General features: G+C 41.6%; 22 protein-coding genes (1 of these 22 running past the window's edge). 10 read left to right on the forward strand and 12 right to left on the reverse strand.

The features are described from left to right. The first annotated feature begins 8 nt into the window (after nucleotides 1-8). On the forward strand, nucleotides 9-368 hold the full coding sequence (locus tag DI077_RS05140; RefSeq protein ID WP_109018547.1) for an STAS domain-containing protein: 360 nt from the start codon (nucleotides 9-11) through the stop codon (nucleotides 366-368). A 1-nt stretch (nucleotide 369) separates the two neighbouring features. After that, a complete protein-coding gene (locus DI077_RS05145; protein ID WP_109018546.1) occupies nucleotides 370-1,137 on the forward strand; it encodes an LA_1326/LA_4305 family lipoprotein in 768 nt (255 codons plus the stop codon). 9 nt (nucleotides 1,138-1,146) lie between these two features. Here the strand turns inward: DI077_RS05145 and DI077_RS05150 are convergent, their stop codons facing one another. The 7 genes from DI077_RS05150 to DI077_RS05180 all read right to left on the reverse strand — a co-directional run bounded on the left by DI077_RS05150 (nucleotide 1,147) and on the right by DI077_RS05180 (nucleotide 11,206). Beyond that, nucleotides 1,147-2,817 carry a FapA family protein gene (locus DI077_RS05150; RefSeq protein WP_109018545.1) on the reverse strand — a complete coding sequence of 557 codons (1,671 nt, stop codon included), beginning with the start codon at nucleotides 2,815-2,817 and terminating at the stop codon, nucleotides 1,147-1,149. A gap of 5 nt (nucleotides 2,818-2,822) precedes the next feature. Then, a complete protein-coding gene (locus DI077_RS05155; RefSeq protein WP_109018544.1) occupies nucleotides 2,823-3,890 on the reverse strand; it encodes a glycosyl transferase in 1,068 nt (355 codons plus the stop codon). 3 nt (nucleotides 3,891-3,893) lie between these two features. Beyond that, entirely contained in the window at nucleotides 3,894-4,733 is an 840-nt protein-coding gene (locus tag DI077_RS05160) for a TrmH family RNA methyltransferase (RefSeq protein ID WP_109018543.1), read from the reverse strand. 4 nt (nucleotides 4,734-4,737) lie between these two features. After that, nucleotides 4,738-5,574: a class I SAM-dependent methyltransferase gene (locus tag DI077_RS05165; RefSeq protein WP_109018542.1), complete on the reverse strand. Its 837-nt coding sequence runs from the start codon at nucleotides 5,572-5,574 to the stop codon at nucleotides 4,738-4,740. After that, nucleotides 5,571-7,538, reverse strand: coding sequence for a SpoIIE family protein phosphatase (locus DI077_RS05170; RefSeq protein ID WP_242935367.1), 1,968 nt, complete (start codon nucleotides 7,536-7,538; stop codon nucleotides 5,571-5,573). Before DI077_RS05170 ends, DI077_RS05165 begins: the two co-directional genes overlap by 4 nt. A gap of 38 nt (nucleotides 7,539-7,576) precedes the next feature. Continuing rightward, entirely contained in the window at nucleotides 7,577-8,866 is a 1,290-nt protein-coding gene (locus DI077_RS05175) for a citrate synthase (RefSeq protein ID WP_109018667.1), read from the reverse strand. A gap of 66 nt (nucleotides 8,867-8,932) precedes the next feature. After that, nucleotides 8,933-11,206: a lytic transglycosylase domain-containing protein gene (locus tag DI077_RS05180; protein ID WP_109018540.1), complete on the reverse strand. Its 2,274-nt coding sequence runs from the start codon at nucleotides 11,204-11,206 to the stop codon at nucleotides 8,933-8,935. A 48-nt stretch (nucleotides 11,207-11,254) separates the two neighbouring features. Between DI077_RS05180 and DI077_RS05185 the strand changes: the two genes are divergently transcribed. The 7 genes from DI077_RS05185 (at nucleotide 11,255) to DI077_RS05215 (ending at nucleotide 17,036) form a co-directional block, all read left to right on the forward strand. After that, on the forward strand, nucleotides 11,255-12,511 hold the full coding sequence (locus DI077_RS05185) for an LBF_1011 family protein (protein ID WP_109018539.1): 1,257 nt from the start codon (nucleotides 11,255-11,257) through the stop codon (nucleotides 12,509-12,511). After that, on the forward strand, nucleotides 12,512-13,282 hold the full coding sequence (locus DI077_RS05190; RefSeq protein WP_109018538.1) for a hypothetical protein: 771 nt from the start codon (nucleotides 12,512-12,514) through the stop codon (nucleotides 13,280-13,282). A 70-nt stretch (nucleotides 13,283-13,352) separates the two neighbouring features. After that, a complete protein-coding gene (locus DI077_RS05195; protein ID WP_109018537.1) occupies nucleotides 13,353-13,793 on the forward strand; it encodes a bactofilin family protein in 441 nt (146 codons plus the stop codon). Continuing rightward, on the forward strand, nucleotides 13,794-14,735 hold the full coding sequence (locus DI077_RS05200; protein WP_109018536.1) for a PdxA family dehydrogenase: 942 nt from the start codon (nucleotides 13,794-13,796) through the stop codon (nucleotides 14,733-14,735). 2 nt (nucleotides 14,736-14,737) lie between these two features. Then, the gene (locus tag DI077_RS05205; protein ID WP_109018535.1) at nucleotides 14,738-15,160 is read left to right on the forward strand and encodes a hypothetical protein; all 423 of its coding nucleotides are present in this window, start codon (nucleotides 14,738-14,740) and stop codon (nucleotides 15,158-15,160) included. Nucleotides 15,161-15,177: 17 nt separating this feature from the next. Further along, on the forward strand, nucleotides 15,178-16,296 hold the full coding sequence (locus DI077_RS05210) for a DegT/DnrJ/EryC1/StrS family aminotransferase (protein ID WP_109018534.1): 1,119 nt from the start codon (nucleotides 15,178-15,180) through the stop codon (nucleotides 16,294-16,296). Nucleotides 16,297-16,298: 2 nt separating this feature from the next. Next, nucleotides 16,299-17,036: a hypothetical protein gene (locus DI077_RS05215; RefSeq protein WP_109018533.1), complete on the forward strand. Its 738-nt coding sequence runs from the start codon at nucleotides 16,299-16,301 to the stop codon at nucleotides 17,034-17,036. Between the two features lie 44 nt (nucleotides 17,037-17,080). Here the strand turns inward: DI077_RS05215 and DI077_RS05220 are convergent, their stop codons facing one another. Together DI077_RS05220 and DI077_RS05225 are read right to left on the reverse strand one after the other, a co-directional pair. Continuing rightward, a complete protein-coding gene (locus DI077_RS05220) occupies nucleotides 17,081-17,647 on the reverse strand; it encodes a GyrI-like domain-containing protein (protein WP_242935368.1) in 567 nt (188 codons plus the stop codon). A 104-nt stretch (nucleotides 17,648-17,751) separates the two neighbouring features. Continuing rightward, nucleotides 17,752-18,999: an NADH:flavin oxidoreductase/NADH oxidase family protein gene (locus tag DI077_RS05225; RefSeq protein ID WP_109018532.1), complete on the reverse strand. Its 1,248-nt coding sequence runs from the start codon at nucleotides 18,997-18,999 to the stop codon at nucleotides 17,752-17,754. 58 nt (nucleotides 19,000-19,057) lie between these two features. On the opposite strand from DI077_RS05225, the gene DI077_RS05230 reads away from it, so the two are divergent. After that, on the forward strand, nucleotides 19,058-19,654 hold the full coding sequence (locus DI077_RS05230; protein ID WP_167837065.1) for a TetR/AcrR family transcriptional regulator: 597 nt from the start codon (nucleotides 19,058-19,060) through the stop codon (nucleotides 19,652-19,654). A gap of 125 nt (nucleotides 19,655-19,779) precedes the next feature. Here DI077_RS05230 and DI077_RS05235 read toward each other — a convergent pair whose 3' ends face one another. The 3 genes in view from DI077_RS05235 to odhB are tightly spaced (at most 45 nt apart) and all read right to left on the reverse strand, a layout consistent with a single transcriptional unit that may run on beyond the window. Further along, nucleotides 19,780-22,539, reverse strand: coding sequence for a 2-oxoglutarate dehydrogenase E1 component (locus DI077_RS05235; RefSeq protein WP_109018530.1), 2,760 nt, complete (start codon nucleotides 22,537-22,539; stop codon nucleotides 19,780-19,782). A 45-nt stretch (nucleotides 22,540-22,584) separates the two neighbouring features. Beyond that, nucleotides 22,585-23,991: a dihydrolipoyl dehydrogenase gene (gene lpdA / locus DI077_RS05240; RefSeq protein ID WP_109018529.1), complete on the reverse strand. Its 1,407-nt coding sequence runs from the start codon at nucleotides 23,989-23,991 to the stop codon at nucleotides 22,585-22,587. Between the two features lie 8 nt (nucleotides 23,992-23,999). After that, on the reverse strand, nucleotides 24,000-24,733 hold the 3' portion of the coding sequence (gene odhB, locus DI077_RS05245) for a 2-oxoglutarate dehydrogenase complex dihydrolipoyllysine-residue succinyltransferase (protein WP_109018528.1). It continues 505 nt past the right edge of the window; the window shows 734 of its 1,239 coding nt (coding positions 506-1,239); its start codon lies off the right edge, out of view — the gene reads right to left on this strand; the stop codon is at nucleotides 24,000-24,002.

A 24,733-nucleotide genomic window follows, 5' to 3' on the forward strand; every position in this document is an offset into this window, starting at 1 on the left:
TCAATTCCATGCTCATCCAATCCTACTTTCAAGAAAATCATCTTCTCTTTTCAATTCAAAAGGATGTTCTTATGGAAAATTCCAGAGAATTTTACCAAGAATTTGAAAAATCCATGGATGGTATGAAGTTTGCCAAGTTGACTCTGGATTTTTCCAATGTGAAATTTTTGGATTCTTCCGGAATCGGCGCAGTGATCAAGGCCTCTTCCGCATTACACAACAGAGGCATAGAGATTTACGTTACCAATCTCAATAAAAATTTAAATTCAGTATTTCGTCTCTCCGGGCTCAATCATATCTTATCTATTTTGACGGTAGATGAATACTTATCAAAATTTCCCGAATTCACAAAGGCTTTGGAGCCATAAAATGAAATCTAAGTTTAGTTTCTTACTTCTAATTCTTTTTTTAATTTTTGAAATCAATTCCTGTGCAACAGGTGTTCAGTCCAGAAACTTAATGTTTCGTAATAATGAATTTGCGATTTATTCCGTAAAACGTGAAAACATTAAACTCAAATCCGAAAAAAATTTGGAACAAAGTTTCGCTCATCCGATTGAAATTTCAGAAGATAAGATCCTGGATATTTTGGGAAACATTCGTTACAAACAAGAAAGTTCTTACGGAAGTTTGTTACTTTATGTTTTCGAAGAAGCAGAGATTAAAGATTTTTCCGCAGATCTTATGGACGGACTTCGTAAAGTAAAACCGGATCAAATGTTACTGATTGTTTCCAAATACAACCCGGTAAAATCGGTAGTATCTCATTATGTTCGGACCGGTTTTTATATTTGGGCTACCGAAAATACGATAGAGATCCTTGTCGGAGAAATTCAATCGGAGATTGCATTCGATGAACAAGGGAACTATTACGATTGGTCAAAGATTCCTGATATTTCTTTCGATCATACCCCTGAAACCAATTTTATTCTTCCTGGAGCAGGCTTTACTTTTAAAGAAGTGGATGGTTTCAGAAACAGACGTTGGTTGGTATTTGGCAAAAAAGATTTGAGCAAACTTAAGTTTGAAAAAAGAAAAGTCAAGTCCGCTAAAGAAATAATCACATCGGTGGATTCTGATCTCACTCCCGAAAAAAGAATCAATCGTGATGAAGATGATTCCGTTTTACCGGATTGAGCTTATCGTCTAGCGTGCGTTCGGCGGGAGGTTCCTCTCGGTTTGGATATTTCCGTCGGTTCCTATCAGTATCGTAGTTTTCCCTATCAGCGAATTTAAAGCGGATCTGTAAATTTTTCCTGAGCCGAAATTGATTTCCACACCCGGAAAAACTTCCCTCTCTACATAGACAAACGCTTCTTTGTTCGGTTCATAAGATCCAAGAGCGGTATCAAATTGTTTCTTAAGTGATTCCAAAAGAACGCTGTACTTTTCATTTGCTTCTTTCAATTTGGATAACATTTCTTTTTCGTCTTGTTTCAAATCCCTTTTGGTCGTTTGTTCCTGGAGTTTAGATTGGGTGGCTTGTACTTTTTTAAGTGTGCTTTCTTTCTCCGAGATTTCTTTTTTCATCCGATCGAGTTCTTCCAAAAGTTCGGGAGGAGTTCCCACCGCAACTTTCGTTTTGGTTTCGACCACTGCTCCCAATTTTGCACATTCAATGGAATTGGAAGCGATGGTTGTGCCTCCGATGATTTCCCCTCGACCACCTAATACTTGTATAATGTCTTTGGCGGAAATTTCCGAATGCATAACCGCTTCTTCCACAAAAATGGATCCGCCTGCAGATAGTTTTCCTTGTTCGATGAACTTGGCGTAAATGTTTCCTTCCGATTCGATATAACCTTCCCCCCTGCCCATAAACCCGCCGGAAAGAACAATATCTCCTTTGGCACGAAGGAAAGCTTTGCCTACGGAACTTTTGATGATGATGCTTCCGTTTGTTGTCAGTGAAAACCCGTCTCCGATTTTTTCTTCTACGATGATCGTGCCCGGAAAATCGATATTCCCCGTGGAATAATCCACCGCTTCCAATTGGATCACTTGGTCTACCCGGATCTCTCCGTTTCGATCCAGAACCGGACGTCCTGCGATTTTGGAATAAAGTTTTTCTCCCCTTAAATCAACGTTGGGGCCTAAGACCCATTCTACGGACTTTTCTTCAGGGAAGGGAATCAATGTGCCGGTCACCGTTTTCCCGTATTGTCCCGGTTGTGCGGGGATTTTTTCGGCGATCAGATCATCCGGTTTTACCGATTGAATGATTCCTATATTTTTATAATTGATTCGGCCTTGTTCGTCTTCTTCTAACTGTGGTTTGTTGTCAGATCGAAAGAAAATTTTAATTTCTCCGTCGATGCCCGGAGTCGGGGGATATCCTTTTGCAACCATGACAGGCACCAAAAATTCAGGGTTACGGATCGTCTTTTGCACGATCTGATCCAAAATCCCCACACTGATTCCTACGCTTGCGATTTTTTCTCTCAATTCATATTCGGATAGAAGATTGCCTCCGTGTTTGGGAGGATAAAGATTGAGAGAAGCACTCATATGATCGTCGGAAAGGGTAATTTCCGCATAAGAATCTTCCGGCGTTCCTTTGGACCAAGTTCCGATTTCCGTCTCTTTGCCATCGGAATGTAGGATTACTTTTTTGACTGTATCTTCGTTATAATTTTCGACTCCGAACAATTTGATTCTGGAAAGCACGTCTTTGAACTCTACTTTCTGGCCTTTCTCGCCTGGTTTTGTTACACGAAGGTAGGCACGACCTTTCCTGTTTTCTATCTGAAAAAAACCGTTTTCATTTGCTTCTAAATCTTGGAGTATTTTTTCCGGGTATGATTCTGCAGATGCCATTGTGACTATGTATATTCGAAGATCAGATTTGTAATCTGAATCTCTCCGTTTTTAGGAACCTCTAATACTTTGACCTTGTCTTTCGCGTTGTCAATTCTAGAAAAATGAATTTCGAATTCACAATTTGAAATTTCTTCGTGGCTGATATAGCTACTTAAAAAATAATTTTGCAAATTTTCGACTAAGTAAGGATATTCGGCAAAATCTCCTCTATCCGTATAAAGGATCGGAGTATCTGCATAATAACATTCGGAAAGAATTCCATAACCTGGTTTGGTTAAAACATAATCGCAAGCGGAAACCAGATCGGGATAATTGCAAAAATCGGGAACAATGACTCTATCTGTCTTCAGTCCCGGTACACCGTAAGCGACCAATTTTATATCACTCGGAAGATTTTCCGGGTGAAAATCAAATCCTTCCAATCCGTAAGCACCGAAAGAAAGTAAGACGTATTTGTATGAGTTTGAAAATTGAAAAGAAGTTTTTGCCTCCGATTTGGTGAGAGTCGGTTTTCTGCCCACAAGTCCAACTTCCGTTTTCTCTAAAAAAGGAGGCATCGGACAATGAAACGGCAGGATCAATGCTTCCGTTGCAAAACTATATTCTGTGAGTAAGATATCGCTTATATTTGTAAAATAGGAATCATGACTTGCGAATTTGCGATAAATAAAGTCCCAGGTAAAATTTCCGATGAATACGGAAGGGATACCTGCCTCAAGTGCTATGATCAGCGGTAAGGAAGATGCATCGGTAACAATCAGGTCGATTCCATTGGTTTTACAATAATCCGCTTCTTCTTTTAACAATTGGTTTTTGGTTTTTTCAAATTCAATTAACTCTTGTTTGGTTTTTTCGATGTCCATGGAAAGAGAATCTTTTTGGAATACTCCTACATCCAATTTGCGATTTCTCTTTATGAGTTTTGGATTTGATTCCCGAATAAAATCGATCCTTTCTGAGACAAGGTGAAGTTCCGTAAGATTCGGGTTTTTCAAAATCTCAAGCAGAATAACAGATGTTCGGCTAATATGACCGAACCCATGTCCTGAAACATAATAATAGATTTTCAAAACTTAAGAACCTAAATTTCTTTGGCGTAAGGATTCGTAGAGAACGATTCCGCAAGACATGGCAAGATTGAGCGAGTCCGCTTCTCCGAACATCGGTAGATAAAGAGTATCATCACTTTCTTCTTTTGCGGAAGGTGTGAGTCCGTATTGTTCGCTTCCGAAAAGAAAGGCTGATTTTTTTCTAAAGTCCATATTGGAGTATAAGGACTTTCCTTCGGGGGTGACTGCATGTATGGAGTAATTTTGTTTGCGTAAGTTTGTAATCGTTTCCGAGAGAGAACTGATATAAGTTGGGAGAGTGAAAAGAGTTCCCGTACTTGCACGAATCACATTCGGGTTGAAAAGATCAATCCTCGGGTCAGTGACTAAAACCAATCCGACTCCTGCACCTTCCGCAGTGCGAAGTATGGTTCCTAAATTCCCGGGTTTCTCGACGCCTTCGATAATCAGGATGGGATTCAGATTCAAACCGGGAAAAAGATCCCAATCGTAATTTGCGTTAGGCGTTTCCGCGATCGCAATCAAACCGTCGGGGCGATCTCTATAGGATATTTTTTCGAAGATCTTTTTAGGGAGTTCGAAGATAGGGCAGGTTACGGAACTAATCAGTTTGGATTCGTTTTCGCCTAAAAAACAATCGGGAGAAATAAATAGAGAATGAAGTTTAACGGGAAGGGTAGGAACTAAAAGATCGGAACCACCTTTAATCGCTTTGAAAATTTCGCGATAACCTTCGATAAAAAACTTTTTCTCTTCGTCCCGATTCCTTTTTTCTTTTAGAGAAGATACCCATTTTACTTTCGGGTTTGAGAAACTTGTTATGGATTGAACTTGCGGTTTCATATTTTTAAGATTTCAAGTAGAAGGAACAAAACCCGGAAGGATATTTTTTACCCGACTTTTCCTGGATGAACAATTCGTCCGTGCTATATGTCCCTTTTGTTTTGATTCTACTGGATAGGATACGTTCCAAAGTCAAGGGACTGTATCCTTGGCTATGACAGCTTAAGATGACGAACTCAGGAGAATGATCGCATAACTCCATCAATGCGTCCATGAGCTCCGGCAAATGGTCTTCGATTTTCCAGACTTCCCCTTTGGAACCCCTTCCGAAACTAGGAGGATCCAGAATCAATCCCTGGTAACGTTTTTTCCTTTTGATTTCTCTTTGAATGAATTTTAATACGTCATCTACAATCCATCGAACCGGCTTGTCCGCCAAGTTGGAAAGTGCCGCGTTTTCACGTGCCCAATCCACCATGCCTTTGGATGCGTCCACATGACAGACACTCATGCCAGCATCCAAACATGCTAAAGTGGAACCCCCCGAATAAGCGAAAAGATTCAAAACTTCCAGTTTGGATTTCTTTTTTCCGATTTCTCTGATCCTGTCCCAGTTTGTTTTTTGTTCCGGGAAGAGTCCTATATGTCCGAAAGGAGTGAGTTTGATTTTGAATTGCAAGCCCGCAAAATCGATGGAAAAACTTTCGGGGATTTTTTTTTGAAACGACCAACTTCCTGAGCCTGTGTCGTTTTTCACATAACGAGCGTCAGCATCATTCCATAATTTCGGATTTTCTTTTCCGTAAGCGGAAGAGGGAGAGGAACGGATCAGTTTGAATCCGCCTACAATTTCCAATTTGGAAAAATCGCCTGAGTCTAGTAGTTCGTAACTTTGTTTCATTTCAGATCCAAAAGAATAAAAGTGATATCGTCTTCCCATTCTTTTAAACCCTTCCCAGAGAACGATTCTAAATCGGAAAGAAGTTCCTTCACCCAAAGATCTCCCGGCAAATTCGCATTCTTTTTTAAAAAATCCAAGAGTCTTTCCTCACCGTACATTTCATCCAAGGAATTGAAAGATTCCGGAACTCCATCGGTAAGAAGCAAAATTCTGTCTCCCGGTTTCGTAGGAAAGTCGATTTCCTCGATTTGGATTTCAGGAAAAGTGCCGATCACCTTACCTTGCGGGTGTATTGTCAGAATCTCTCCCGTTTTTCTCTGGAGGAAACCGGAAGGATGACCGGCCCTGCCAAAACGCCAGGTGCTTGTTTCGGTATTCAAGTAAACATAGGAAGCCGTAAGATATTCGGGAGTGCAATTCCCATACAAGATTCGATTCATTCCCTCTAACACCCGTTTGGGAGAAAAAATATTTTCCTTCTGTGTCGAGAAAGCTACTTTTCCCATTGCGGAAACAAGCGAAGCAGGGATTCCGTGGCCTGATACATCGCAGACCAGAGTTCCTAACTCGCTCGAATTTGGTGAATAAAATTCGTAAAAATCTCCTCCGACTTGTTTCATCGGTTGGATAAAAATTTGAATGGAAAGGGAAGGAATATAAGGAACTGCTTTCGGTAAAGCTTGAACCAAAAGATCTTTTGAAATTTGCCTTTCTTTTTCGTGTAATACGATCTGTTCGATAGCATTGTCTTTTTCCAAACGAAGCAGTTGGATTCGATCCGCAAGTGCGAAAGAAAATAGGGTGATGTCTACGAGAGATGCAATGGGAAAGATCATCTCTTCCAAAAAAGCATTGGTTTCGAATGTTGTGATTTTTAAAATACTATAAACCACGCTGGAGGCCATTAGAATAAAGAATGCGGCACCGAAATAATAAAAGGATTTGATTCTTTTATAAAATCCCCAGAGGATCACGATCATAATAAATCCTGAGAGGATCGAAGTGAGCCAACTCAAAACAATTGCGGAGATATAAATTTCTCCCGTTGCGGCAAAGATTACATTCAGAATGATAGCGATTGCTAATATATGAGCGAATCTATATGCGATCTTCAGTCTGTCTTTCAGCTTTAAAAAACTGGAAGCGAAAAAAACAAAAAACAACATGCATATACTGAAAAACAGAGGGATTCCGTTTCTCATAAAGAACCTGGAGTTTGGAAAAAGAAAATATCCCGAAAATCCGAGCATACTCATTTGTCCCAATCCGAAAAAGAAAACATATCCGATATAAAACAAATAATTGATATCTCTTACGAAAAAAGCAATCGCCAGGTTGTAAAGTATGATGATTCCGAGGCAACCAAAGTATAGACCGTAAAACCACTGTTCGTGGTAATCAATTGTATGAATATTTTTCAAGTCTACGAGATCGACAGCGATTTGTAATGAAATATCGCTTTGAATTCGAATATAAACATCTTTCCCGTAGGAATCTTCCGGAACGGAAACCAGATAATTTCTATGGGGAAATTCGCGATCAGGCATCTTAACGAAGTGACCTGTTTTCTTTGTTATTACTTTGCCGAAAGCATCTGAAAAATAAAAACTCACATAATCGATATTATGTGCTTTGATAAGAAGGAATAGTGGATCGATCTTGAGAGGTTTCTCCAATCGAAGTCGAATCCAAAAAACGGATTTGGAGAATCCGTAGTTGAGATAATCCGAACTTCCTTTTTGAAAAGGAAGTTCTTTCGAATGGTAACGAACCCAATCAAAATCGAATTTCCCTGACTTATCTTCCCAAATCTCAATTTGTTTTGTGATCCTTTGATGACCCTGAAAATGATTTTCAGAAAGTAGGATAGTGGGGGTTTCAGGATAAAGTAGAGTTTGCGAAAAAAGAAGAAGTAAAAAAAAGAAACTAAGGTAGTTTCTTTTGAAAGATAAGAAAAAGGGCAAGGATATGATCCCTTGCCCATAAGTCTCGGGTCCGATACTTAAGCGTTCTTTTTCGCTATATCGTAAGGAGTTTCTACTGCCCCAGTGTAGATTTGGCGAGGACGGCCAATCTTCATATTTGGGTCTTCGATCATTTCTTTCCATTGAGCAATCCAGCCCGGCAATCTTCCCATAGCAAACATAACGGTGAACATGTTTGTAGGTATTCCGAGTGCACGGTATATGATACCTGAATAAAAATCCACATTCGGATACAGCTTTCTTTCTACAAAGTATGGATCGTTGAGAGCTGCTTCTTCCAATTCTTTTGCAATGTCCAGAAGAGGATCTTTGATTCCCAATTTGTTCAGAACTTTGTCGCAAGCAACTTTGATGATTTTTGCACGAGGGTCGAAATTTTTATAAACTCTGTGACCGAATCCGTTGAGTCGGAAAGAAGAGTTTTTGTCTTTCGCTTGCTCGACAATTTTTTTAACACTGAGTCCTGACTTTTTGATTCCTTCCAACATCTCCAATACTTCCTGATTGGCCCCACCGTGACGTGGTCCCCAAAGAGCAAGAATACCTGCGGAAATGGCGCCGTAAAGGTTGGCAAGAGAAGATCCCACCAAACGAACAGTAGATGTAGAACAGTTTTGTTCGTGATCCGCGTGAAGAATCAAGAGTAGGTTCAATGCGGATACGATTTCAGGATCGATTACGTATTCTTCCGCAGGAACCGCAAACATCATGTTAAGGAAATTACTGGCGTAGTCCAAATTGTTCAAAGGATGAATCGTAGGCTGACCTAAGGACTTTTTGTAAGCGAAAGCAGCAATGGTCGGGAATTTAGCAAGTAGGCGAATGATGGAAATCGCTCTATGTTCCTCATTCATCGGATCATAAGAATCCTGGTAATAAGTGGATAAACATCCCATCATACAGGACATGATCGCCATAGGGTGACCGTCTTTAGGGAATCCGTTGAACAAACGTTTGAGATCCTCATGGATCATCGTATGCATTGTAATGGATTCATTCCAAGACTTTAGTTCTGCCGGATTAGGGAGTTTTCCGTGGATTAAAAGATAAGCTACTTCGGTGAACGTCGATTTTGCGGCAAGGTCTTCAATCGGAATTCCGCGATAACGCAAAATCCCTTGTTCTCCATCTAGGAATGTGATTGCACTTGTACAAGCACCGGTGTTCAGATAACCGCTGTCAATCGTAACATAACCACTCAACTGGCGGAGCTTTGTGATATCGACTGCTTTTTCGTTTTCGGAACCAATGACTACGGGGAGTTCGTACTCCTTACCATCTATTTTCAGAATTGCCTTTTCCGACATATCTTCTCCTAATTTATCTCTTTCAATGATAAAGTAGACGAGAAAACCCCGGAGAAAAGCTATTTTTTACAACTTATGGTATTTTTTCAAAATGTCATATGCGTAATAATTCGACACAACGATTCTACAATAATCCCTAGATTCTTTAACAGGAAGGTCTTCTAGGAAATGGTTAAAATCCCCGTTATAAACTTGCTTTTTCCACTTACGAAGATTTCCGGGACCCCCGTTGTAGGCGATGGAAGCCCAGCGCAGCTGGTTCTCGTTTGATTTCAATAGGTAAGCCAAAAATTTTGTCCCCAAACGAATCGAGACGTTGGGAGTGTACAAAGAGTAATCTTTGACCCCCATTCTCTGAGCAAGCTCTCTTCCCGTAGCCGGCATGATCTGCATGAGACCGCGAGCATTGGATCTTGAAGTGGCTGTTTCCTTAAAAAAGGATTCCTGTCTCATAAGGGCATAAACCATGTCTTCGGAAATCCCGTTTTCGTCGGAATAGGATTTCACCAAGTCTCTATGCGGTCTGGGGTAAATACGCATGGATACTTGAGTAGGAAGTAGAATCGGATCATCGGGAATCATATAGCGTTTCAAAAGGGAACGCGTATAAAATGCCGTATAATACGTGTTCTTTGATTGGTCTCCGATTCCCACCAGTATTTCTTCTTTTTCCTCTTCCGATAATTTTTCTTTCAGGGAATAATGATGTACGAGAGAAAGTCCCATCGCATCTTCACCGACTTTGAAATAATCGGAGGCAAGTAACAAAGTACGGTTTCCTTGGATGCGGCTACTTGCGTTGGAAAGTTTGACTCCCAATTCGTAAGAACCTTTCGGATAGGCGAACCCCAGGTTTTTACCGATGAGGCTTGCCGATTCTTCAGGGATTCCCGCCGTATGGGAAAGATATTCATATAGGCTGTCTTTGCTATAAACAGGATTGTCCGGCTTGGATTCTTTTTGGATCTGAGTGATAAACTCTTCCCGAATGACTCTGGTATAATAAGATCCGGGGCAAAGTAGGTAGTATCTTTTCAGTTCCTTTTGTAATCTTTCCGTTTCCCCTTTGGATTGCAATGCTCTCAGATACCAATAAACTAACCTTCCTTTGACGGGAAGATTCGGAATTTCGGACAGTGCCTTTTCAAACTGGGAAATTGGAGCGTAGGAAATACTTCCGTTGTTTCTCATCACAAGGGAATCGAGTAGTCTGTCCTGATAAAAAAGATTGAACGGATACTTTCCCAAGTAATGAACCAAATTTTCAAAATACAAATCTTTTTCGCCTAATCTATCGTAGGAGGCGGCAAGGATTCGGTAGGTTCCGGGATCTTTTCCCCCGAAACTTTTTACCAGGTCGATTGCCTTATGGAATTTGTTCTGTGCATATAAAATATCTCCCAATACACCGATCCATCCCGGATCAATTTCGGTGAAATTTTTATTGGCCCGGAGAACCCGATACAATTCGTCCGTTCGATCCAGTTTCGTTAGTTGGAGAGTGAGATGTTTGAATCCTTGGTAAAATTGGAGCCTTGAGGAAAACATTTCCGGCCTTGATTTGAAAATTGCTTCTTTGTCAGCGGTGTTGATCGCAGGGAAAAACAAAGTCAGCTCGGATACGGGAAGTTGGTGGATACTGGAATTGCCCTTCCATTTTCCCCAATCGGCAGCTATGTACTGAACCGTGTATTCCTGTATGGTATCTCTTTGCAGGCAAACGGTCCATTCTTCGATCGCTCCTTTTTCGTCACCTAGCATTAGTTTTGCTTTCCCGAGTCTGTATTGGGAATCGGGAGTGAGGAGATAATACTTTACCGAATCGGACAAGGATTGACTTCTTTCCAAAATATCTTTCCATCTGTTTTCGATGGCAAGAAGTCTTATCAATTCATCGAATGCTTTTCTGCAAATGGGATCTTCTTCCCAGCTCAGTCTTGATAAAAATAAGATTTTTTCTTCCGTATTCAGATAATTTCTCTGAGAGATCTCCGTATACAGTTTCCAATAAGTCAGCCGAAAGAGAGTTGTTTGGAACGGCATGGTCTGAGTGAGAATTTTTTTCACTTCTTCGGGAGAAGTTTCGCTGACGAACACTCCTCTCACGAGAGAGATCAGATAACGGAACCTGGTTTCCTTATTCCCGTTAGGTGATTTTTCGTGAAATTCGATCAGACTGTACACTTCGCTTTCCCGGGAAGGGGAAGTTTTCTGAAAATGTGACTCGATTTTATCCCATTGGTGGGATTTTACCCAATAATAAATGTCATCTTGTGCAGATAGGGAAGGGATGGCCAAATAAACCAAAAGAATTCTACTTGCTACCCAAAAAAACCTCATGCATACTTCCTATAATTACGAATTTTAGAGGGAAAGGGCACCCTCCTTATGAGCCGAAACATCGAAACACAATTACCTTGGCCTGAAATCCGACTTCATTTTACAAAGCAGACGGAAGAAAAACCATCCTCTTCCACGGAAACAAACGAGCCGACAGCCGTTTCCACCCTTGCTCCGGTTCCATTGGATGCCTTCTGGAAGAGTTTACGCTCTTCTTTCCAAGGTAAATACAATCGTTATATTAACTACATACAATATTTATCGACCGATTTTTCGGGAGGTTTTAAAGTTTGTTCCTTTCTGACTCAAAATCGTACAGAGAATACATTTCACTTCCCGTTTTCTCCTCCAGGCCCTCCGATTTCTCTGGAAATGCGAAATATGATCTGGCTCGTTTGCAAAAGAAAAGAGTGGGAGGAAGTGGAAAGGGAAGATTGGGAACTACTTGGGATTAGTTTTCTTTTGACAGGAGACATTACCGATTTCAAAGCCTGGGTGGAAATGACCAAAAAGGAATTCGGGCTGTCTGAAGATTGTAAACGTTTTTTGACTCTTCTCGGTTGGGAAGAACACGAACCCGAAGAAGACGATTCCATTTTACAATCACTGATTTGGTATTCCCGGGGCAATTACGAATCGGTTAATTACAAGCTGATCGCAAATTCGGTTTTAAAAGAAGGATATTGGCAACTATCAGGTGTTTTGCTGGATTCGATAGCGAAACTTGCCTGGAAGGGAGAGGATACTCTCAAATTTCTTCAGTTTTTATCCGGGTTTTATCCGGAGTGGAAGGATTGGGAAAAAACAAAATTCAAATCAATCGTTCTCGGAAAAGTCCCCGCATTCGTTTTGGTTCGTTATGCGAAGAAATTACTTTCGAAAAACGAATTTTCTTTTTATTTGGATGATATAAAGAAAATATTTCGGGGAGACTGGGAAGAGGAAGAAATCGAATTCGGATACAATGTCGGTTTTCCTTTCGATCCGTTTCTCGTAACTCTTCTTCGTTTTGATAAAGAAGGGGACCGTTTTGAAAAAGCGATTCAAACGGAAATTTCCCAATTTCCTTATTCATATTTTTCCAATTTGCAAGTGGCACTCATCCGGTATCGAAAAGGAGATTTTGATTCCTTTTTGGATTTTTACGAGAAAGGGGGACGACTTCGTTTTTTACCCATTCCTCTTTATTTATATGCCAGAGCCTTACAGAGAAAAGGGGAAATCGAACTTGCAGGTTCCATTCTTTCCACATTGGAAGAAATGGGAAAAACCCCCGTATTTCCTGATGAAATGAGTGATATCTAAATGCCGTTAACGCAAGAACAGATATTAGAGCTTACCAAATTGCAGAAGATGTTGCGCCATTTGGAAAAGATCGAAAGAAATGCAAAAAATGACACCCAAAAAGAAAGAGTGGCATTTGATATAGAAAGGTATCGCCGAAGAGTTCAGGAAGTGTCTCCCGAGGGAGTTCCTGAAAACCTGGATCAGGCGATGCAGAACGTAAAAGCGCGCGCTGAAAATCCTGGAACCAAACACAAAGTCATCTCACAATACCCGGTCATGAAAATTACACCTAATGCGAATGATACGGAGATCAATCAGATCGGCACTCTGGTAAATATAATGGATTTGGAATACATTCCGGTTGTAGGAGATGCGCATATCAAGTTTGATTATTCTCATGCTACGGAAAGGGATTCCGTTTTGAAATATATGGAAAATCTTCGCAGAAATATGAAGATTCTGATCGAAACCATCGAAGAATACGCCGCAGCCGACAAACAGGAGTTTCGCGAACAGCTTTCCCGTATGAAAAACAAACAGTCCAGGATCTTTATCGCGGAATCCTACGAGACCTTTGTGAAATTCCAGGAATTCCTTCATTCTGTAAATGATGAAATCAAAGAAGGGAATAATGTGATTATGAACATGGAGGAACCGATTAAATTCAACCCCAGGTTTGAAAAAGCGACCATGTTGGAAGGGCGTTCCATTATGGAGGCACTTCGGGAATTCCAACAATTTGTGGATGAATCCGTAGATTTGATCAAACTCCCGTCTTTTAGAAGCTAAAAAAACCTTTTCTTCCGGGGCATCTTCTCCCAAACTGGGAAAAACTCAAACTTTAGGGACCATAAGAAGCATGGCTTTAGTGAAAAACCAAACAGAAGTAACCAACTCAACAATCGGAGAAAACTCCTACTTCAATGGTAAATTCTTTATCAACGGTTCCCTCAAAATCGATGGAAAATTTGAAGGTAAATCGCTCCAAGCGGAACACCTTTACATCGGTGTTACGGGCAAGGTGAAAACAAACATCACTGCGGCAAGCGTGATAGTAGAAGGTATCGTTGTTGGAAATGTGACAGCTAGAAACAGGGTGATGCTTTTACCTACTTCTAAAATCTTAGGAGATATCAAAACTCCCGAGCTTATCATCCAAAACGGGGTGATCCTAGAAGGCCGTTGTATGATTTCCAATGATCTCAAACACAGTGCCAAGGATTTGATCGAACTTGAGTATTCCAAAGACTCACTGAGCGTAGAAAAAATCTTCGGGAAACAACCTAACACAAAAGAATAGTTGAAGACGATTCTTCTCTCCGAAGGAGACCCCGCTAGTATCAATTACGAGTTACTTGCGGGTAGCCTTCCTACACTTCGTTCTCTTTCCAAAACAAATCGAATCATTCTTGTTCGTGGGAATCATAAGCTTGTAGCAAAAGGTTTTTCAGAAGTGGAAGACCTTCCCAAAACAAACGGGCTTTTTTCCCTTAGAAAAGCCTATCTCACTGAGGAAGAAATTCCAAAAATCAAACTGGGAAAACCAAGTGAGGCTTCGGGGCGCACCGCTTTCCAGGCACTTCTTACCGCCATCCAAATCCAAAAACAGATCAAGAACGCTTCTCTTGTCACTTTGCCTTTGAGCAAAGAATGGGTCATTCGAGCGGGCATTTCCGGTTTTCGGGGTCATACCGAAACTTTGGCAGAAGAATACAATACTCCCACATTTATGATGATGACCGGGAAAAATTTAAAAGTGATACCTCTCACCACTCATGTTCCTATCTCGGGAGTTGCAGAAGAACTTACCCATGTTAATTGGTCTGAGCTGATCCTTGCTATCAAATCCACCAAACTTTTGAAGAGACCTAAAATCTGTCTTCTCGGACTCAATCCTCATTCCGGAGAAGGTGGGAAAATAGGAAGAGAAGAATTGGATATTTTGATTCCTAAAATGGAACTTTTCCGTTCTGCCAATCTTAGAATCGAAGGTCCGATTCCCGGAGACTCGGCGTTTTTACCCGAATTCCAAAAAAAATTCGATCTATTCTTGGCCTGTTATCATGACCAAGGCCTTATACCTTTCAAAATGCAAGAAGGAAAGGAAGGTGTAAATGTGACTTTAGGATTGAAATTTTTACGGGTTAGCCCCGATCATGGAACAGCCTTTGCGATCGCAGGCAAAGGCAAAGCGGATCCTACGGGTCTTATTTCCTGTTTGAAATTAGTAACAAAAGCATAATCATGAGTTTACTCGACCAATTAGCATTTCCAATTTTATTTATATGGTTCATCGGACTACTTCTCAGTCTGTTTCGTAAAGATTTGGAAACTCATTGGAAGTTCTTTTTCTTTCTGGTGTTTTGTTTTTATATGGTTCAGTTTTTTCCCGAGTTTTGGGCGGGAGTGGCGCGTTGGAAGGAAAGTCCGAAGCGAGAACTTTTGTCCTGGCTTGGAAGTATGGGACAGGCAATTTATGTATTTCTTTTTTTGTTATGGCCGCTTGTGTTGATACGAATCTACTATTCAGCCTCGAACAATTTAAGTAAAACATTGATACCCGTTCTTTCGTATGGAACCGTTGTGTATTGGGCTCTGTTCTTTATGTGGACTTATTACACCAAAGAATGGTACAAATTTATTGAAGATTATATTATGAGTAAGTAATAAAAACAGGAAAAGTTATGGCAGTCCCCTTTATCGATATCAAAAGATTTGAGCCTGGTTTTTTAGACCAGTGGAATGAAAAAGTAAAAACCATGTCTGCAAATGCGCAGTTCATCGGCGGCGCGGAAGTATCCGAACTGGAAAGCGGTTTATCGCAAACGACAAGTGCAAAATACACCGTTGCATGTGCAAACGGAACGGATGCGTTGCAGATCGCCTTACGTGCAGTAGGTGTAAAGCGAGGCGACAAAGTGATATTGCCTGATTCCACTTTTTGGGCGACTTTCGAATCTGTTGTCAATGTGGGAGCTGATCCTTATACCGTTGATACCAATTCAGGTGATTTGCAAATGGACTTCGATACTTTCAAAGAAGCACTGGACACAGTGAAGCCTAAGGCTGCCATGATAGTTCATCTTTACGGTTGGGGAACTTCCCGTATCGAAGAATATCGTAAACTTTGCAAAGAAAGAAATGTTCCGCTGATTGAAGACGGTGCGCAATGTTTCGGAGTCTTATACAATAACGAATCCATTTATAAAGATGCCTTGATTTCCACGACTTCGTTTTACCCTGCAAAGGTGTTAGGTGCTGCCGGAGACGGAGGAGCTATTTTTACAAATAGCGAAGAACTTTCCGTGATCGCGCGAAGACTTGCCAACCATGGCCGCACTTCTCATTACGAACACGGAGATATCGGTTGGAATTCCAGATTGGATTCTTTGCAAGCTGCATTTCTCAATCTATCTTTGAAACATTTGGGCAAAAGAATAGAGTCCCGTAAACAAGCTGCGGAATTTTATTACAAAACTTTACCGGGCCTTGGGATTGAACCGATCCATCCTCCGAAAGGATATACGGAAAACGGTTATTGCAATGTAACCCTTGTTTCTCCGGAAGAAAGGCCGAAGATCGAAGCTGTTTTAAAAGAAAAAGGAATCGGTTTCGGAAATATTTATCCTGGTGCGATGTCCGATCAACCTGGCGCCAAACCGCATTTGATCCAAAGATTCGGGAAAGACCAAAATGCTAGACGGATCTCCGCTTCCGTTCTAAACTTTCCATTATTCGCATATATGACTGATGCTGAAAAAGATGAAGTCATTTCCGCGATCAAAGAATATAAAAAACGGTAAACATGGAAAAATTTCGAATCGGTGTATTTCTATTTCTTCTTTTGGTATTGGCAGTGTTGACATTTAGCCTTTCCAAAAGTTGGAAAATCTATGAGTCGGGTTACGAAGTGACCGTTGATCCGATTGAAGACAAAGACACCGATCCGGAACCAACCGATGAATTTGATTTGGAAAATGGAAATGGGAAAGTATTCTGGAAACAGTTTTACATTTATCCTGTAGGGCTTGTAACGGAGTCCGGCGGTTACGGCCCTGACGGAACGATGGCTCATGCGCGTAACCTATATTCGGTGAATTTAAAGACCGGTGCTGTGAAAAAGTTTTTTCCACGCAATGTATACGTATGGGATTATTTTTTGGGAGAGTTTTCCAAACAAATCATTTCGAACAATATTGATGAACCTAAATTGGATTCGCTCAGCCTGGACAAAAGACTTCTTGTCTTTGCCGCAACGGAAGACACAAACAAAGACGGAGTTTTGAATCATAAGGATGCAAAAAGACTGTATCTTTATGATCCCGATAAAGAAGAGTTAAACGATATACTGCCTCAAGGTTATGTATTCAGAAAATTGATTTACAATACCGCGAAAAATACAATTTCTTCCATCATTAAAAAAATCCCACCCGTTGCGTCTGAAAAGGCAAAAGGAAAAAAGCCTGAGCCGGAAATTCCTCAGGAAATTTTTTCTTATGATGTGATTACTGCAAAAGGTGTTTTAGCAAAACAGTTTGAATAGCATAAGGCACCATTCGCAGTCTATACTACTTGGCAATATAGTTACTACTGAATCGGAATCCAAATTTCTTCTTCGGAATTCGGATCGTTTGTTTTGTATTTATCACCTAAAATTTCGAAATGCGGTCTATGATCCAAGCGGAAGCCCGACTTAGGCAACCAATCGGAAAAGACATATCGAAAGAATTCGTTAGCCTCTGCCGAAGAACCTTTATATGAAAATACCGCATATTTGCCTTCCGGTATGGTGAGCGTAACCATGTCGGTTGGAATGATCTCAAAATCAAAAACCTCAACAGCCGCCCATTTACAAAAATTAAGATGCGGATCAAAGTTTCCCTTCGCAAATGAGGGATCGTAGATTTGTAAGGAGAAAAGATCTTTGCCGACTCTGTTTCCTATTTCAGAATATCTCGGCATAAAGTTTTTCCACAACTCACCGGTTTTATTTTCTGCAAAGGACATTTCCGTCTTGAGACCGACTAATTTTTTTTCTTTTAAAAGTTTGATTTCAGGTAACATTTGAATTTTAAGTAAAGGTTGTATTTTGGTATCCCCGCCCTGATTTGGGTGGGGAACTACACCCGCCACCCAATGAGTTCCTTCTATCATATCGCCTTCGGTTTGTAAAGCGAAGACGTCATTTCTTGGAATTTTATTCAGAAAAGTTCGCAGTTTTGCCTTCTCACGATAGCTTCATTCATGTGAATTTTCGCCTAACTAGGATAATTTTTTTTCTTCCATGCTCGGTATTTTTTTATTCGTGAATTCGTTCTGAATTGGTCTTTGATTACTGTCAAAATCGGTGAGATATTCAGAGAAGGTCTTTTCCTTTTTGCCATACGCTTTAATTGATATTTCACCATAGCCATATTAGCTAGTGCAACGAGAGGTTTTGATTTCCAGTTGATCATTGGTAAATGGTTTACATTTGTTTTCCCGTTCTTCCAATCATTCGGCAGATCGGGATTCAATGCCAGCGCCGTCGCGATTCCAACCAAAGAAACACCGCTTGCGATCACTTCCTCAGCAATTTCCTTTCTTTTGATTCCTCCTGTAATCATAATCGGAATCGGAGATGTTTTGGTGATTTCTTTTGCAAATTCCAAAAAATAAGCTTCTCTTGCCAATGTTCTGCCGTCCCGGGAATCTCCTTGCATGGCAGGTGCCTCATAACTTCCACCGGATAATTCCACGAAATCCACTCCTTTCGTGTCAGCTAACATTGATATGACTTTTTTCGCGTCTTCAATATCGAATCCTCCTTTTTGAAAGTCTGCGGAGTTCAATTTCACGCTGACCGCAAATTCCGGTTTCACTTTTTTTCGAACTTCTGATACAACTTCCAAAAGAAAGTTTGTACGATTTTCCAAACTACCACCGTAACGGTCCGTTCTGCGATTGGAAAGAGGCGAAAGAAATTGACTGATTAAATATCCGTGCGCCGCATGAATCTCTACTCCGTCAAATCCAGCAGCTTCGGCAAGAACCGCCGTATTTGAAAATTTTTGTATGGTTTCTTCAATTTCAGATATAGTCATTTCTTTCGGTAACCCGAACATCTTTGAAAATCCGCCCATATTCAATGGAATCGCTGAAGGCGCCCATACATTGCCACCCATTTTCGATAGCACCTGTCTACCGGGATGATTGATTTGCATGATTATCTTGGTTCCATTGGATTTGCTTTTTTCGGCCCAAGTTCGGAAATCTTCTAAAAAATGGTCTGATTCTAAAACCACTCCGCCGGGCCCGGTAAGTGCCCTGCCATCTATCATAACATTGCCTGTGATGATAAGGCCGACTCCTCCGTTTGCCCAAGTTTCATATAAGTTCCATAAAGCCGTACCGGGAGTTTGTTCTTCGGTTGCAAGGTTTTCCTCCATTGCGGCTTTTACCAGGCGATTGGATAATGTCAGCCCATTTGGCAATCGATAGGGAGTGAAAATTTGGTTTGAATACATGATTGATTCCTTGTAAATCCTACTTGACAAACATGACAATAATTGTCAAGTTTGTTTTGTGTCAGACAAATTGATTCCGAATGAAGATATCGAAACGGATCCCCGAAAAGTTGAAATTTTAGAGGGAGCGATCGGTGTCTTTTTGAAATACGGGTTTAAAAAAACATCTATGGATGATGTTGCAAAATCCGTTTCCATTTCCAGGCAGGCGCTTTATTTGTATTTTGCAGATAAAGAGGATTTGTTCAAAGAGGGACTTCGTTATTTTTTTGCAACGTCCTTCCGGTCAGCCGACCAGATTTTAAACCAAAAGAAGATCCCGATTGAGGAGAAATTATTTCTGGCTTTGGAGGCTTGGCTCGGCAGGTATGTGGGAGGAAAAAGTAGTGAGGCAGATGATCTTATTGCAACAAGCAAAGGTTTGGTGAGTGGACTAGCTTGCTCATACGAAGAGAAATTTTATCTGGCATTGATCGAAGCCATTCGTGATTCCAAGTTGAATACGTATTATATTAAGAAAGGTATTGGTCCGGAACAAATAACGAATACATTGCAAGCAATGGCACAAGGTTTCAAATTTTCCTGCGATTCTAATGCAAGTTTTAAAATCAAATTAAAGGAAGCGATCCAAGTTATATGCGCGCCCATTCTGTGAAATGGTCCATACTTTATTGAGACTAGAATTCTTTTTTTGACGTCTGGAAGGCGGATGGAAAGATGAAGGGGAGTTTGTATCCCCTTCATTTGACGATTTAAAGAAAATTTTTCAAAAAACTCTCGTTAACCGAGAGCTTCTTTCACTAGAGTTTCTTGTTCTTTTAGATGCGTTACTACGTGACCGCAAGCAGGGCTTGGGAATTCGGAACGACCTGCATAATGAAGTCGTTTGTTTTCCGGCATTACCGCTTCGATTCGATCGCGGATAAAAGACCAAGCTCCTTGGTTTTTCGGTTCTTCCTGAACCCATACAAACTTTTTGATCTTAGGATAACTTGTGATCATCTGTTGGATGTGTTTTTCCGGGAAAGGATAAAGCTGTTCTACCCGAACGATTGCTACGTTTTCTTTTTTGTCAGCGTCTACCGCTTTGCGTAGATCATAATAAACTTTACCGGAGCAGAATAACAATCGATCGACTTTTTCCGGTTTGGCGACCGGATCAGGTAGAATCTTTTTAAAAGCACCTGTTGTGATATCTTCCAAACTGGAGGCGGCTTCTTTCAAACGAAGAAGGGATTTTGGTGTGGTGATGATCAACGGTTTTCTAAAGCTTTGCAAAATTTGTCTGCGTAGGATATGGAAATACTGTGCAGGAGTCGTCAGGTTTGCCACTTGCATATTATCCAAGGCGCATAGTTGCAAAAATCTTTCGAGTCTTGCGGAAGAGTGTTCCGGACCTTGGCCTTCATAACCGTGAGGCAATAAACATACCAGTCCGCTCATCCTTTGCCATTTGATTTCCGAGCTGGAAACAAATTGGTCGAAGATGACTTGTGCATTATTTGCAAAGTCGCCGAACTGAGCTTCCCAGAGTACGAGAGAACTCGGGTCGGCAAGAGAATATCCGTATTCGAATCCAAGGCAGGAGTATTCGGATAACGAAGAGTTTACGATCTCGATTTTCGCCTGTTTGTCGCTTATATGATTGAGTAGGGTGAGTTTCACTCCATTGGTAGTGTCCGATAAAACGGAATGTCTGTGAGAGAAAGTCCCTCTCTGAGCATCTTGACCTGCCAAGCGGATAGGAAATCCGTTTTCCAAAATGGATCCGAAAGACAACGCTTCCGCAAATCCCCAGTCAATCGGCAATTCTCCCGCTCCCATTTTTTTACGGTCTTCCAACACTTTTACATGTTTCGGGTTTGCTGTGAAACCTTGCGGGATCGTTGTGATTGATTTTACAATTCCGCCCAGTTGCTGTTGTAAGAGCTGAGTATGAATGTCGGAATCAAGAGGCTCTTTGGAATAACGGGACCAAACTCCACCCAGAGTATCCACTGTAATGCGAGTGTCTTTTTCTTTGGCTTGTTGGAAGGAAAGTTCAAGACCTTCATTGGTTCCTGTTTTGATGAACTGGATTTCTTCTTCCGAAATATCTCCTCTTTTCAAAAGAGCTTCTTCGTAAAGGGTTACAGTCTTCGGATGTTTTTTGATGATCTCATACATCTGAGGCTGAGTGAATGTAGGTTCATCCGTTTCGTTGTGACCCAAACGGCGGTAACAGATCAAATCAATGATTACGTCTTTTTTGAATTTTTGGCGGTATTCTAATGCGAGTTTTGTGACGCGATAAACCGCTTCGGGATCATCTCCGTTCACATGAAAGATGGGAACTTGAAATCCTTTGGCAAGATCGGTTGCATACAAAGTGGAACGGGATTCGTTGGGAAGAGTGGTGAATCCGATTTGGTTATTGATTACAATGTGGAAGGTTCCCCCCACAGTATAACCGTTGAGGTTCATCATGTTAAAAGTTTCCGCAACAACACCTTGACCTGCAAATGCAGCATCCCCGTGAATTGCCACAGGCATAAACTTGGAATGATCGTGGTCTTTTGCCATTTCTTGGCGGGCACGAACGGAACCTGCAATCACAGGATCCACAGCTTCCAAATGGGATGGGTTGAATGCGAGAGAAAGTTTCACTTCCTTTCCCGAATGGGTCATTACGTTATTGGAATAACCCAAATGGTATTTTACGTCCGCATATCCCAGTTGACCCGGGTTTAATTTTTCTTCGAATTCGGCAAAGATAAGTCCCGCAGGTTTGCGGATCACATTCACAAGAACATTCAATCTTCCTCTATGAGCCATTCCTATGACAAGAGCGTCCATCTTATGCATGCCCGCTTCTTCCACGAGGGTATCGAGCATAGGGATCATGCTCTCTCCGCCTTCGAGGGAGAATCTTTTTTTTCCTACGAATTTTTTTGCGAGGAAGTTTTCGAAAGTATCCGCCTGGTAGAGTTTTTCAAACAGTCGTAATGCGGTCTTTTTGGGAATGGGTTCGTTATTAGCGAGCGGTTCCATTCTGTTTTGCAGCCACTCTCTTTCCTCGTCATTGACCAGGTAGTAATGTTCCGAACCGATGGAGCCGCAGTAGGTTTTTTCGAACCAATTGATTACATTTTGTAATTTTGTTTTTCCCAGATTGGCAACGCCGGAATCCACTTCCGCTTCCAAATCGGTTGCTTTGAGTGCTTTGACTTTGAGATCGATGAATTCACGATTCGGTTTGTTGATCCCGAGCGGATCAAGATTGGCAGCCAAGTGGCCTTGTCTTCTGTAAGCATTGAGGAGATTTATGATACCGAAATCGTTGAGAGAAGAATCCTTTCTGTGTTCGGAAGAAGTATAGTTTACATAGCCGTTTCCGCTGAAACCATTCCCGTTGGATGAGGTAGAGCTTCTGTCCAGGTCTTGAAAAAAAAGTGCCCAATCCGAAGATACCGAAGTCGGATCCTGTTTGAATTGCTCGTATAACTCTTCTAATACGACAACATTGTCGCCGTATAAACTCATCATCTGTTCCGTAGTCATCTTGTTCTCCCTTGTATATGAAACGAATTCGGTATCATTTTTTACTTACGAATGGATCGACCATTTTGCATCGGCATCCATGGCGGCTTCCCTTAAAATCTCGGATAGAGTGGGGTGAGCGTGTGTGGAACGTGCAATGTCTTCGGCACTGGCCCCAAACTCAAATGCAACAGCAGCCTCTGCAATCATATCTGACGCACGAGGTCCTACAATATAGACACCCAAAAGTTTGTCCGTTTTTTTATCGGCGAGTACCTTCACTTGTCCGTCCGGTTCATTCATCGCTTTGGCACGTGCATTTGCTTTGAAGATGGATTTTCCTACTTTGTATTCGATCCCTTGGCTTTTCAGTTCTTCTTCTCCGAGTCCCACCCAAGCCACTTCCGGCCAGGTATAAACGATCGAAGGAATCGCTCTGTAATTTACATGGCCAAATTGGCCTGAAATGAGTTCTGCTACCGCAATCCCTTCGTCTTCCGCCTTGTGAGCAAGCATAGGTCCGTCGATTACATCGCCAATTGCGTAAATGTTAGGAATGTTCGTTTGAAAATGGTTCGGTTTGACTTTGACTCGGCCGCGTTCCGTGAACTCGACTCCGATTTCTTTGGCACCGAGCCCATCCGTATTCGGACGGCGTCCTATGGAAACAAGCACCTTGTCTCCTTCTAGAATCGTCTTTTTTCCTTCTTTGTCTTCGATCTCGACTTCCACTTTTTTGCCTTTTACTTTGGCTCCGTGGACTTTGGTCTCGAATAAAAAATTCATACCTTGTTTTTCCAAAATTCTTTGGGAAAGTCCGGCGATGGCAGCGTCAGCTGTTCCGAACAATCGGGGGAGAAGTTCCACTATGGTAACTTTCGCACCGAGCCTTCCCCAAACGGAACCAAGCTCGAGTCCGATCACTCCGGCACCTACAATGATTAGGTGTTCCGGAACGGAATCCAATGCGATCGCATGATCCGATGTGATGATGTTTTTTCCATCTACGGGAAGAGGAGGGATTTCGATCGGAGTGGAACCTGTAGCGATGATGATATTTGTGCCTGAGATATTTTCCGTTTTACCATCATCCCCTGTGATCTGGATTTCCGTTTTGGATACGAATTTCCCAAGTCCAAGGTAACGGGTGATTTTGTTTTTCTTCATGAGGTAATCCACCCCGGAAGTCACTTCACCTACCACTTTGTCCTTTCTCTCCATCATTTTTTTGATGTCGATTTTGACGGAACCGATTGTGATTCCATGGTCGCCTAGTTTGTGTTTGGCTTTGTCGTATTCTTCGGAAGAATCAAGGAGTGCCTTGGAAGGAATACATCCCACATTCAGGCAAGTTCCTCCTAAGGTTTTTCTTTTTTCAATGATAGCTACTTTTTTGCCCAGTTGTGCGGCACGGATTGCCGCAACATATCCACCGGGACCCGCACCGATTACGATTACGTCATATTGTTCCATGTAATCTCTTATACCTCAAGTAGAAGACGGGCAGGGTCTTCGATTGCATCTTTGATCTTTACGAGGAACTGAACCGCTTCTTTTCCATCCACAATTCTGTGGTCGTAGGAAAGGGCGAGATACATCATCGGACGAATCACGATCTGGTCATTTACAACTACCGCCCGTTTGACGATATTATGCATTCCCAAAATCCCCGATTGAGGAGGATTGAGGATCGGTGTGGACATCATGGAACCGTAAACTCCTCCGTTGGAAATGGAGAAGGTTCCTCCTTCCATATCTTCCAAAGAAACTTTTCCGTCTTTTACCTTGCCTGCAAGTCTTGCGATTTCGGCTTCGATCTGCGCTAAGGACAATAAGTCCGCATCCCGAACAATCGGAACTACCAGTCCTTTCGGTCCGCCTACCGCGACTCCGATATCGTAAAAGTTTTTATAGATAACGTCTGTTCCGCGAATTTCCGCGTTGATCGCTGGAAAGGTTTTCAGTGCGGAAACAGTCGCCTTTGTAAAAAGAGACATGAATCCGAGACCGATATTGTGAGTCTCTTTGAACTTGTCTTTGTACTTGTTGCGAAGATCCATAATCCCGCTCATATCCACTTCGTTGAAAGTGGTAAGGATGGCGGCATTGTGTTGTGCGGATACCAAACGATTTGCGATTGTTTGGCGGAGTTTTGTCATCGGCACTACGTTTTCACGAGGGCCGGCGGAACGCGCACCTGTCGGAACTTGTTTCG

Source organism: Leptospira kobayashii, from assembly GCF_003114835.2.
Classification (GTDB): Bacteria; Spirochaetota; Leptospiria; order Leptospirales; family Leptospiraceae; genus Leptospira_A; species Leptospira_A kobayashii.

Bases quoted from the DNA above. Each gene is read 5' to 3' on its own strand.
- DI077_RS05235 (WP_109018530.1), bottom strand. From the start codon at position 22,539: ATGACTACGGAACAGATGATGAGTTTATACGGCGACAATGTTGTCGTA.
- DI077_RS05225 (WP_109018532.1), bottom strand. From the start codon at position 18,999: ATGTATTCAAACCAAATTTTCACTCCCTATCGATTGCCAAATGGGCTG.
- DI077_RS05210 (WP_109018534.1), top strand. From the start codon at position 15,178: ATGGCAGTCCCCTTTATCGATATCAAAAGATTTGAGCCTGGTTTTTTA.
- DI077_RS05195 (WP_109018537.1), top strand. From the start codon at position 13,353: ATGGCTTTAGTGAAAAACCAAACAGAAGTAACCAACTCAACAATCGGA.
- DI077_RS05140 (WP_109018547.1), top strand. From the start codon at position 9: ATGCTCATCCAATCCTACTTTCAAGAAAATCATCTTCTCTTTTCAATT.
- lpdA (WP_109018529.1), bottom strand. From the start codon at position 23,991: ATGGAACAATATGACGTAATCGTAATCGGTGCGGGTCCCGGTGGATAT.
- DI077_RS05160 (WP_109018543.1), bottom strand. From the start codon at position 4,733: ATGAAACCGCAAGTTCAATCCATAACAAGTTTCTCAAACCCGAAAGTA.
- DI077_RS05165 (WP_109018542.1), bottom strand. From the start codon at position 5,574: ATGAAACAAAGTTACGAACTACTAGACTCAGGCGATTTTTCCAAATTG.
- DI077_RS05190 (WP_109018538.1), top strand. From the start codon at position 12,512: ATGCCGTTAACGCAAGAACAGATATTAGAGCTTACCAAATTGCAGAAG.
- DI077_RS05215 (WP_109018533.1), top strand. From the start codon at position 16,299: ATGGAAAAATTTCGAATCGGTGTATTTCTATTTCTTCTTTTGGTATTG.
- DI077_RS05220 (WP_242935368.1), bottom strand. From the start codon at position 17,647: ATGATAGAAGGAACTCATTGGGTGGCGGGTGTAGTTCCCCACCCAAAT.
- DI077_RS05145 (WP_109018546.1), top strand. From the start codon at position 370: ATGAAATCTAAGTTTAGTTTCTTACTTCTAATTCTTTTTTTAATTTTT.
- DI077_RS05175 (WP_109018667.1), bottom strand. From the start codon at position 8,866: ATGTCGGAAAAGGCAATTCTGAAAATAGATGGTAAGGAGTACGAACTC.
- DI077_RS05150 (WP_109018545.1), bottom strand. From the start codon at position 2,817: ATGGCATCTGCAGAATCATACCCGGAAAAAATACTCCAAGATTTAGAA.
- DI077_RS05180 (WP_109018540.1), bottom strand. From the start codon at position 11,206: ATGAGGTTTTTTTGGGTAGCAAGTAGAATTCTTTTGGTTTATTTGGCC.
- DI077_RS05185 (WP_109018539.1), top strand. From the start codon at position 11,255: ATGAGCCGAAACATCGAAACACAATTACCTTGGCCTGAAATCCGACTT.
- DI077_RS05205 (WP_109018535.1), top strand. From the start codon at position 14,738: ATGAGTTTACTCGACCAATTAGCATTTCCAATTTTATTTATATGGTTC.